Source organism: Microbacterium sp. ISL-103 (assembly GCF_018613995.1).
Classification (GTDB): Bacteria; Actinomycetota; Actinomycetes; order Actinomycetales; family Microbacteriaceae; genus Microbacterium.
On sequence record NZ_JAGGPD010000063.1, the window covers coordinates 1 to 9,275 of the forward strand.

Genomic DNA, 9,275 nt, shown 5'->3' on the forward strand with positions numbered 1-9,275 from the left:
CGTCCGACGCGATGTCGATCGTGCGCAGCGCGTGCGGCACGGTGGCGATCGGCTTCATGCCGGCGCGCACACGCAGTACGGTGCCGGTCGACATGCCGCCCTCGGTGCCACCTGCGCGGTCGGAGCCACGCGAGATGCCGTCGGTCGTCGCGAAGAGCTCGTCATGCGCTGCTGAGCCGCGGCGGCGGGTGGTCTCGAAGCCGTCTCCGACCTCGACCCCCTTGATCGCCTGGATGCTCATCAGCGCCTGGGCGAGGCGCGCATCCAGCCGGCGATCCCAGTGCACGTGCGAGCCGAGCCCCGGCGGCAGACCGTACGCGAGCACCTCGACGATGCCGCCGAGGGTGTCGCCGTCCTTCTTGGCGTCATCGACCTCTGCGACCATGAGCGCCGAGGTCGCGGCGTCGAAGCAGCGCAGCGGATCGGCGTCCAGTGCATCGACGTCGTCGGGAGTCGGCAGCGCCGATCCCTCCGGCACCCGAACCGGACCGATCGACAGCGTGTGGCTGACGAGACGGATGCCCAGCTCGCCGAGGAAGGATCGGGCGATGGCACCCAGGGCCACGCGAGCGGCGGTCTCGCGTGCGCTGGCACGCTCGAGGATCGGCCGGGCCTCGTCGAAGTCGTACTTCTGCATGCCGACGAGATCGGCGTGACCGGGGCGCGGTCTGGTGAGGGGCGCGCTGCGACCGCGCGACTTGTCGGTGAGCTCGACCGGCTCGGGGCTCATGACCTCGATCCACTTCGGCCACTCGGTGTTGCCGATGCGCAGGGCGATCGGGCTGCCGAGGGTCTTGCCGTGCCGCACGCCACCCGAGATGCTCAGCTCGTCCTGCTCGAACTTCATGCGCGAGCCGCGGCCGTAGCCCAGCTTGCGGCGCGCGAGATCGGCCTGGATCGCCTCGGAGGAGACCGGGACGCCCGAGGGCAGACCCTCCATGACGGCAATGAGTTCTGGGCCGTGGGATTCGCCGGCCGTGAGCACGCGGAGCATTGCTCTAGTCTCCCACGGGTTCCCACCCGGCTCGTGCCGCGTTTCGCCGTGTGGCTAGAGGACCGCGCGCATGGCGGCGATCACCGCGGGTTCGGACGGCAGCGGTGTGTCCTGTTCACCGTGGTGGAAGATACGGATCTGTCGCACGGCCTGTCGCAGCAGCATCCCCTCTCCGGAGAGCGCAGCCCCTCCTGACCAGCCGGCAGCGAGCGACGAGGGCCACGGCGCGTACGCGACGTCGAACAGGGCTCCCCCGCTCGCGCTCAGGCGTGCCACGGTCGCCTCCTCGAGCTCCGTGCCGCCCGGCAGCGTCGCGATCGTGAGATCGACCGGCGCGATCGGCTCGTCGAACGACGCCGCGGACACGGCACTGCCCAGCCGTTCACCCAGCGCGACCAGACCGGCCGCACGCTCGGGGCGACGCGCGCGTACGTCGATCGCCGCGGCGCCGATCTCGACGCTCGCGACCAGAGCGGATGCCGCCGTCGCGCCGGCTCCGAGGATGCGGACGCGGGCGACGTCTCGGATCCCGTGCTCCGCGAGCGCGTCGATGATCCCACCGACGTCGGTGTTGAATCCGCGGCGCCCCTCCGAGAGCAGCAGGGTGTTGACGGCACCTGTGAGATCGGCGTGGCGATCGAGAGCGGTCGCAGCCCTGTGCGCCTGCTCCTTGAGCGGCATCGTCAGCGAGAGCCCCCGCCACGATCCGTCGAGCCCGCCCAGAGCCGCGCCGAACGCCCCCTCGGCGACCTGACGGCGTGTGTACTCCCAATCGAGACCCAGCACGGCATATGCGGCGGCATGCAGCTGAGGTGACTTCGAATGGGCGATCGGGTCTCCCCACACCGCCAGGCGGTGGCGGCTCATCCGGCCGAGCATCCCCCGTCGGGGTTCTCCTGGCACCACTTCTCCCACTTGTCGACGCCCTGGAGGTGCTCCTCGTACGTCACCGAGAACTGCGTCTCTCCGGTGGCGAGGTTGACGGTGACGAAGTACAGCCACGGACCGTCTGCCGGGTGCATCGCGGCATCGATCGCCGCGTCGCTCGAGCTGGCGATCGGGGTGATGGGAAGTCCGGTGTGGAAGTACGTGTTCCAGAGGTTGTCGTCTTCCAGCGCCTCGGCGGAACTCGAGACGACCCCCTCGTGCAGCGAGCCGTAGCCGTACTGCGCGGTGGAGTCCATCTGGAGCTTCATGTCGATGTCGAGGCGGTTCTGGATCACCCGCGATACCTTGGGGAAGTCCGCGGTGAGGCCCTCTCGCTGGATGATCGAGGCGATCGTGAGCACGCGCTGCTCGTCACCCGCCGGCACGCCGGCCGCAGCCAACGACTCCCGCGTTCGATCGACCATGCGCTGGATGACCTGCTCGGCCGTCACACCGGGATCGAACGTGTAGACGGCGGGGAACAACCAGCCCTCGAGACTCTGCGCGTCGACACCGTAGGTCGCAGGGTCGGCGTCCACTGCCGCCTGGAGGTCTTCGATGGGCATCCCCAGCGACTCGGCCATGCCCGGCAGCGAGGACTCGATGGTCGCTCCCTCTCCCACGCTGGCGGAGTTCTCGAGCTTGTTCGCCGGATCCTGCAGCGCCTCGAGAGCAGCCTCGGCGGTCATCTTCTCCTGCAGTCGGTAGATGCCGGGATAGAACGTGACCGAGAGCCCCTCGTCGACGAGATAGTCGTAAAACACCTCGTCGGTGCGCGTCACGCCCGCCTCGTGGAGTGCTGTGGACACAGGTGATCCGGTGTCACCGTCTTTGATCGTCACGAGCACCTCGCCCGTGGCGATTCCCGACTCCCAATCCGCAGGCTCGCCCCAGCCGAGCGCGTCGCTGATCTGGTCGCGATACGTGTTCCACACCCAGACACCACCGGCAGCGATGCCGCCGACCACGGCGAGCACGATGATCAGCGCGACGAGGCAGCCGGTGCGACGCTTCTTCTTCGTGGGAGCGCGGCCTCCGGCATCCTCATCGGAGTGCGCCTGGAAGAGGTCCTCGAGACCGCCGCCTGCGCCGGCCGGGCGGGCGTCGTCGGTCGAGACGGCCGTGTCCGGTGCCGCATCCGATGTGGCGGCCCGCTCACCGGCGACTTCCTCGCGGGCTACCGCCGCGGCAGGAGCGACGGGGACGGCGCGAGTGGACAGGTCTTCCGGCTCGGACGACTCCACGGGGGCAGGATCGGGGGCTTGCGGGTTCGACGAACGCGCCGCCTCGCGAGCCGCCCTGCGCGAACCGGGCGGCGGTGGCGTGTTGTCCACCGTCGGGATCTGCTGCGTCGGGTCGGGAAGATTCTCGAACAGGTCGCCCAGGCGGGCGTCCGGATCGTGCTGAGGGGAAGCACTCTCACGTTCGGGCATTATCGGGGGGACTCCTCGTCGAGCGGAACCGTGGCTCCGGGCGGGTTTCCGGTGCTCTTCTCCGTGTCTATCGCCTGCTGCAGCAGAACCACCGCGGCGATCTGATCCACAATGCTACGAGAGTTCTTCTGGGATCTGCCCGAAGAACGCAGGGCGGCGTGTGCCGTGACCGTGCTGAGGCGCTCGTCGACGAGGCGCACCGGCAGCCCGGTGCGCGCGCTCAGGGCCGCCGCGAACTCGCGCGAATCCGTCGTCGATGCGGTGTCGGCGCCCATCAGGTTGACGGGCAGCCCGACGACGAATTCGAGCAGGTCGTAGTCCGTCGCGATCGTCGCGATGCGTTCGATCGCCAGTTCATCGCGCCGCACGGTCTCTACGGGCACGGCGAGCATCCCGTCGGGGTCGCAGCGGGCGACTCCGACGCGCGCCCGACCCACATCGATCCCGAGCCGCACACCGCGGCGGAAGCCGCTCACGCTGACTGCAGCTCCTGAGAGACGGCCTCGAGTGCGGCCGGCAGCGCCAGAGCGTCCGTGCCACCTCCCTGAGCGACGTCGTCGCGACCGCCACCGCCGCCGCCGAGCACGGACGCGGCGCGCTTCGCGAGCGCACCCGCCTTCGCTCCGGCGGCCCTGGCTGCGTCGTTGGTCGCGACGACCACCACAGGGCGACCGTTCACCACGGCGCCGAGGGCGACGACTGCCGCCTCGGATCCGAGGCGCTCGCGCACGCCGAGCACCAGTTCGCGCACGTCGTCGGCCGAGGCGACCTCGCCCAGCGACTGCGCGGCCACGCGGAAGGCGCCGACGCGGCCTGCGGCCTCGGCGATCGCCGGAACGCGATCTGCTCGCTGCTGGGACTCGAACTGCGCGATGCGCTTCTCTGCCGCCTTGAGGTTCGCCGACAGATCGGCGATGCGCTCGGCGAGCTTGTCGCGCGGGGGCTTGAGCGAGGTGGTCAGCTGCGACACGAGTGCACGCTCGGCGGCGAGCTCACGGAAGGCGTCCTGTCCGACCAGAGCCTCGATACGACGGTTGGACGAGCCCACCGACGACTCGCCGACCACACTGACGAGGCCGATCTCGGCGCTCGAGCTCACATGCGTTCCGGCGCAGAGCTCGCGCGACCAGGGGCCGCCGATGTCGACCATCCGCACGACCTCGCCGTACTTCTCGCCGAACAGCGCCATGGCGCCGGCTTCCTTCGCCTCGTCGAGCGTGATGATCCGCGTCGTGACCTCGAGCGCGTCGTTGACCGCGCGGTTCGTGATCTCCTCGATCTCGCTGCGCGTGTCGGCCGAGAGCGCCTGAGACCACGAGAAGTCGAACCGCATGTATCCGGCGCGGTTGAGCGAGCCCGCCTGCGTGGCGGTCGGACCGAGAGTGTCACGCAGCGCGGCGTGCACGAGGTGCGTCGCCGAGTGCGCCTGGCGCGCCGCTCGCCTGTTCGCTGCGTCGACGACCGTCGTCGCCGCATCGTCGACGGCGACGGCACCGCGGGTGACCTCGACCGTGTGGCTGATCAGACCCGGCACCGGACGCTGGACGTCGAGGACCTCGAGCTCGTAGCCGGGGCCGACGATGACGCCCTTGTCGGCGACCTGGCCGCCTGACTCCGCGTACAGCGTGGTCTCAGCGAGCACGACCTCGGCGATCTGTCCTTCCGAGGCGCTGCGGGCGGGCTGCCCGTCGACGAGGATCCCGAGGATCCGCGAGTCGACCTCGAGCTCGGAGTAGCCGTCGAAGCCCGTCTCGCCCAGGGCGCGCAGGTCGCGATAGACCGACACATCGGCGAGCTGACGCTTGCGGTTGCGTGCATCGGCCTTCGCGCGCGACCGCTGCTCGTGCATCAGGGAGTCGAACGCGGCGCGATCGACGTCGAGTCCGGCCTCCTCGGCGACCTCCAGCGTCAAATCGATCGGGAATCCGTACGTGTCGTGCAGCAGGAAGGCCTCGGGTCCGCTGAGAGTCGTGCCACCGGACTTCTTCGTGTCATCGAGGGCCAGGTCCAGGATCGTCGAGCCCGACGCGAGCGTGCGGCGGAAGGTCTCCTCCTCGGCGATGGCCGACGCCGAGAGCGTCGGCCAGTCGGCCTCGAGCACGGGGTAGGCGGACTTCATGGCGTCGCGCGACGTGGCGAACAGCTCGGGGAACACCGGCTCGTCGACGCCCAGCAGGCGCATGGCGCGGACCGTGCGACGCATGAGGCGGCGCAGGATGTACCCGCGGCCCTCGTTCGAGGGGCGGACCCCGTCGGAGAGCAGCATGAGCGAGGAGCGCACGTGGTCGGCGACGACGCGGAATCGGACGTCGTCCTCGTGCACGGCGCCGTAGCGACGACCCGAGAGCTCGACCGCGCGGTCGAGGACCTGACGCACCTGGTCGGTCTCGTACATGTTCTCGACACCCTGCTTGAGGAACGCGACGCGCTCGAGTCCCATGCCGGTGTCGATGTTCTTCTGGGGCAGCTCCCCCACGATGTCGAACTCGGTCTTGCCACGGATGTTCTCGATGAAGTCCTGCATGAAGACGAGGTTCCAGATCTCCAGGAACCTCGAGTCGTCAGCGGCCGGACCGCCGTCCTTGCCGTACGACGGACCACGATCGAAGAAGATCTCACTGTCGGGACCACCGGGGCCCGGCTGGCCGGTGTTCCAGTAGTTGTCCGCTCGGCCGAGGCGCTGGATGCGCTCGGGCTTGAGGCCGATGATGTCGCGCCAGATGGCCTCTGCCTCGTCATCGGTCTCGTAGACGGTGACCCAGAGGTCCTTCTCGTCGAAGCCCAGTCCGCCATCGGACTCGGAACTCGTCAGAAGCTCCCACGCGTAGCGGATCGCGCCCTCTTTGAAATAGTCGCCGAACGACCAGTTGCCCATCATCTGGAAGAAGGTGCCGTGACGCGCGGTCTTTCCGACCTCTTCGATGTCGTTCGTGCGAATGCACTTCTGCAGGTCGGCGAGGCGCGGGTGCGGCGCGGGGACGACACCCGTGAGGTAAGGGATCATCGGCACCATTCCGGCGACCGTGAACAGCAGGGACGGATCGTCGCTGACCAGAGAGGCCGAGGGGACGATGACGTGGTCGTTCTTCTCGAAGAAGTCGAGATAGCGCTGCGCGATCTCCGCAGTTTTCATAAGGGTGCCGGGTGTCCTTGCGTACAGGGTGTGGAAGAGCGGGCTGACGGGGTGCGGCGGCCGACCGGCCGCGGCGCTCAGTCGTCCGCGGGGTCTGTGAGTCGCGCCTGCTGCTCGCGGTAGGAGTCGCCGATGATCCCGGTGAACTCGTTGAAGCGAGCGTCGACCTCGGCGAGGATGTCGTGACCACGCGGGTCCTTGTTCATGAAGTGCGCCGCGACGAAGCCGCCGATCACACCGATCAGGAACCACAGCACGTTCTTCATGTCGCCATCCTTGCCTCTGACCCGCGAGGGCGCGGTGTCACCATCGTATGCGGAAACGACAGAAGGCGTCGGGTGACCCCGACGCCTTCTGCGGAAAAGCTGAACTCAGCGAGCTGCGTAGTACTCGACGACGAGCTGCACTTCACAGGTCACGGGGACCTCGGCGCGCTTCGGACGACGAACCAGGCGGGCCTGGAGCTTGTCGAGCTCGACCTCGAGGTAGCCGGGAACGGGAGGCAGGACCTCGGCGTGACCGCCGGCGGCTGCGACCTGGAAGGGCTCGGTGCCCTCGCTCTTGGCCTTGACGTGGATGAGCTGACCCGGCTTCACGCGGAAGGACGGGCGGTCGACGAGCTGGCCGTCGACGAGGATGTGACGGTGCACGACGAGCTGGCGAGCCTGCGCGGTGGTGCGGGCGAAGCCCGAACGCACGACGAGTGCATCGAGACGCATCTCGAGCAGCTCGACCAGGTTCTCACCGGTCAGGCCGTCCTGACGACGAGCCTCGTTGAACGTATTGCGCATCTGCTTCTCGCGGATGCCGTACTGCTCGCGCAGACGCTGCTTCTCACGCAGACGGACGGCGTAGTCGCTGTCAGCCTTGCGCTTGGTGCGGCCGTGCTCACCCGGAGCGTACGGACGCTTCTCGAGGTAGCGGGCGGCCTTCGGGGTGAGCGGGATGCCGAGGGCACGGCTCAGACGTACCTTGCGGCGGTCTTGGGACTTCGTGGTCACGAAGTTGTCCTTCCGATGACGTGGTCGCGGCTTTCACGACTCACGGACGTATCGTCCGCGTTCTGCCTTGGAGCGCACGCCGGGGCGCCAGCAAGGTGTGGTGTGAACGAGGAGATGCCCGAAAACACGGTTTCGAGCCGATCCAGTCTAACAGATTCGCGTCAGCGCCCGTCGAGGATGCGTCGGATGCGCTCGAGACGCGCCGAGATGTCGCGTTCCGCGCCGAGGTTCTTGGGTTCGTAATAGCGCTTGCCCTGCAGCTCGTCGGGCAGATACTGCTGCGGCAGGATGCCGAACTCGCTGTCGTGCGGGTAGACGTAGCCGCGTCCGTGTCCGAGCCGTTTCGCACCGGGATAGTGCGCGTCGCGCAGGTGCAGCGGAACCCGGCCGAACCCGCCCGAGCGGATGTCGGCGATGGCCGCGTCGATGCCGACATAGGCCGCATTCGACTTCGCCGTGGTCGCGAGGTAGACGGTCGCCTCGGCGAGCGGGATCCGCCCCTCCGGCATGCCGATGAACGCCACGGCGTCTGCGGCGGCGACGGCGATCGCCAGCGCCTGGGGGTCGGCCAGCCCGACGTCCTCGGACGCGGAGATCACGAGGCGCCTGGCGATGAAGCGGGGGTCCTCGCCCGCTTCGATCATCCGCGCGAGGTAGTGCAGAGCCGCATCGGGGTCCGATCCGCGTATCGACTTGATGAACGCGCTGATGACGTCGTAGTGCTCGTCGCCCTGGCGGTCGTAGCGCAGAAGAGCCTTGTCGACCGCTTGCGCCACGTCGTCGGCAGTGGCTGCGGGGACCGTGCCGTCCTCGCCGTTCGACAATGCCACTGCAGCTGCCGCCTCGAGTCCGGTGAGCGCGCGGCGTGCGTCGCCGGATGCGAGTCTGATCAGGGCCGCGCGGGCGTCGTCGGCGAGCGTCACCGCGCCGTTGAGACCCCGGGCGTCGACGACCGCCCGGTCGACGAGCAGGCCGATGTCGTCGTCGGTCAGCGGCTGCAGGGTGAGCAGCAGCGAGCGCGACAGCAGCGGCGAGATCACGGAGAACGACGGGTTCTCCGTCGTCGCAGCGATCAGGATGACCCATCCGTTCTCGACCCCTGGAAGCAGAGCGTCTTGCTGGGCCTTGGTGAAGCGGTGGATCTCATCGAGGAAGAGGATGGTCGTCTGACCGTAGAGATCGCGCTGGGTGATGGCTTCCTGCATCACCTCGCGCACGTCTTTCACACCGGCGGTGATCGCCGACAGCTCCACGAATCGGCGACCCGACGAGCGGGCTATCGCCTGCGCGAGGGTGGTCTTGCCGGTGCCGGGAGGCCCCCAGAGGATGATCGAGACCGCTCCGGGCGAGGTGGCCGAGGGATCTGCGAGAGCGACGATGGGAGACCCCGCGCGCAGCAGGTGCTTCTGCCCGGCGACCTCGTCGAGCGACACGGGGCGCATGCGCACCGCGAGGGGTGTCTGCCCGGAGAGCAGTGCGGCAGCGGAAGTCATCCGTCCAGGCTAACGCGGGGCACCGACACCGCGGGCGTGATCGATGTCTGCGCGCAGCCGACTGTAGGCTCTCAGGCGACGGTGCACATTCACGTCCGTAAGGGAGTATGCAATGGCCGCACGGGGCAAGAGCACGCGACAGGCGCGCACCGAATCGGAGCGCGCGCGTCTGCACACCGCCCGCAAGACCTGGCACGAGGGACAGATCCGTCGCCGCGTCCGCGACAACACGATCGCTTCGGTGGTCGGCGTCGTGATCATCGCCGGGGCCGTCGCCAGCCAGGTCGCGCATGC

8 protein-coding genes and 1 pseudogene are annotated in these 9,275 nt (G+C 68.7%); 1 reads left to right on the forward strand and 8 read right to left on the reverse strand.

Going from position 1 to position 9,275, the window contains the following annotated elements; translation table 11 throughout:
* The 8 genes from aroC to J7E68_RS02980 form a co-directional block, all read right to left on the reverse strand.
* Positions 1-994: chorismate synthase (gene aroC, locus J7E68_RS02945; protein ID WP_215169700.1), on the reverse strand; the 994-nt coding region annotated here is incomplete at its 3' end.
* Positions 995-1,048: 54 nt separating this feature from the next.
* Positions 1,049-1,861: a shikimate dehydrogenase gene (locus J7E68_RS02950; RefSeq protein WP_251048571.1), complete on the reverse strand. Its 813-nt coding sequence runs from the start codon at positions 1,859-1,861 to the stop codon at positions 1,049-1,051.
* Complete coding sequence (mltG, locus tag J7E68_RS02955; RefSeq protein ID WP_215169702.1) at positions 1,858-3,354, reverse strand: endolytic transglycosylase MltG; 1,497 nt, start codon at positions 3,352-3,354, stop codon at positions 1,858-1,860. The genes J7E68_RS02950 and mltG overlap by 4 nt, the downstream gene beginning before the upstream one ends.
* Positions 3,354-3,830 (reverse strand): Holliday junction resolvase RuvX, encoded by a 477-nt coding sequence (ruvX, locus tag J7E68_RS02960; RefSeq protein WP_215169704.1) that lies wholly within the window; start codon positions 3,828-3,830, stop codon positions 3,354-3,356. The genes mltG and ruvX overlap by 1 nt, the downstream gene beginning before the upstream one ends.
* Entirely contained in the window at positions 3,827-6,487 is a 2,661-nt protein-coding gene (gene alaS, locus J7E68_RS02965) for an alanine--tRNA ligase (protein ID WP_215169706.1), read from the reverse strand. Before alaS ends, ruvX begins: the two co-directional genes overlap by 4 nt.
* A 77-nt stretch (positions 6,488-6,564) precedes the next feature.
* A complete protein-coding gene (locus tag J7E68_RS02970; RefSeq protein WP_215169708.1) occupies positions 6,565-6,753 on the reverse strand; it encodes a hypothetical protein in 189 nt (62 codons plus the stop codon).
* A gap of 105 nt (positions 6,754-6,858) precedes the next feature.
* A complete protein-coding gene (gene rpsD / locus J7E68_RS02975) occupies positions 6,859-7,488 on the reverse strand; it encodes a 30S ribosomal protein S4 (protein ID WP_052677824.1) in 630 nt (209 codons plus the stop codon).
* Positions 7,489-7,649: 161 nt separating this feature from the next.
* Positions 7,650-8,981: a replication-associated recombination protein A gene (locus tag J7E68_RS02980; RefSeq protein ID WP_215169710.1), complete on the reverse strand. Its 1,332-nt coding sequence runs from the start codon at positions 8,979-8,981 to the stop codon at positions 7,650-7,652.
* Between the two features lie 112 nt (positions 8,982-9,093).
* Between J7E68_RS02980 and J7E68_RS02985 the strand changes: the two are divergent.
* A pseudogene (locus J7E68_RS02985) lies at positions 9,094-9,275 on the forward strand (hypothetical protein); the annotation flags it as partial.

Excerpts from the sequence above, each read along its gene's own strand:
- J7E68_RS02950 (WP_251048571.1), bottom strand. The coding sequence starts at position 1,861 with ATGAGCCGCCACCGCCTGGCGGTGTGGGGAGACCCGATCGCCCATTCG.
- mltG (WP_215169702.1), bottom strand. The coding sequence starts at position 3,354 with ATGCCCGAACGTGAGAGTGCTTCCCCTCAGCACGATCCGGACGCCCGC.
- alaS (WP_215169706.1), bottom strand. The coding sequence starts at position 6,487 with ATGAAAACTGCGGAGATCGCGCAGCGCTATCTCGACTTCTTCGAGAAG.
- J7E68_RS02970 (WP_215169708.1), bottom strand. The coding sequence starts at position 6,753 with ATGAAGAACGTGCTGTGGTTCCTGATCGGTGTGATCGGCGGCTTCGTC.
- J7E68_RS02980 (WP_215169710.1), bottom strand. The coding sequence starts at position 8,981 with ATGACTTCCGCTGCCGCACTGCTCTCCGGGCAGACACCCCTCGCGGTG.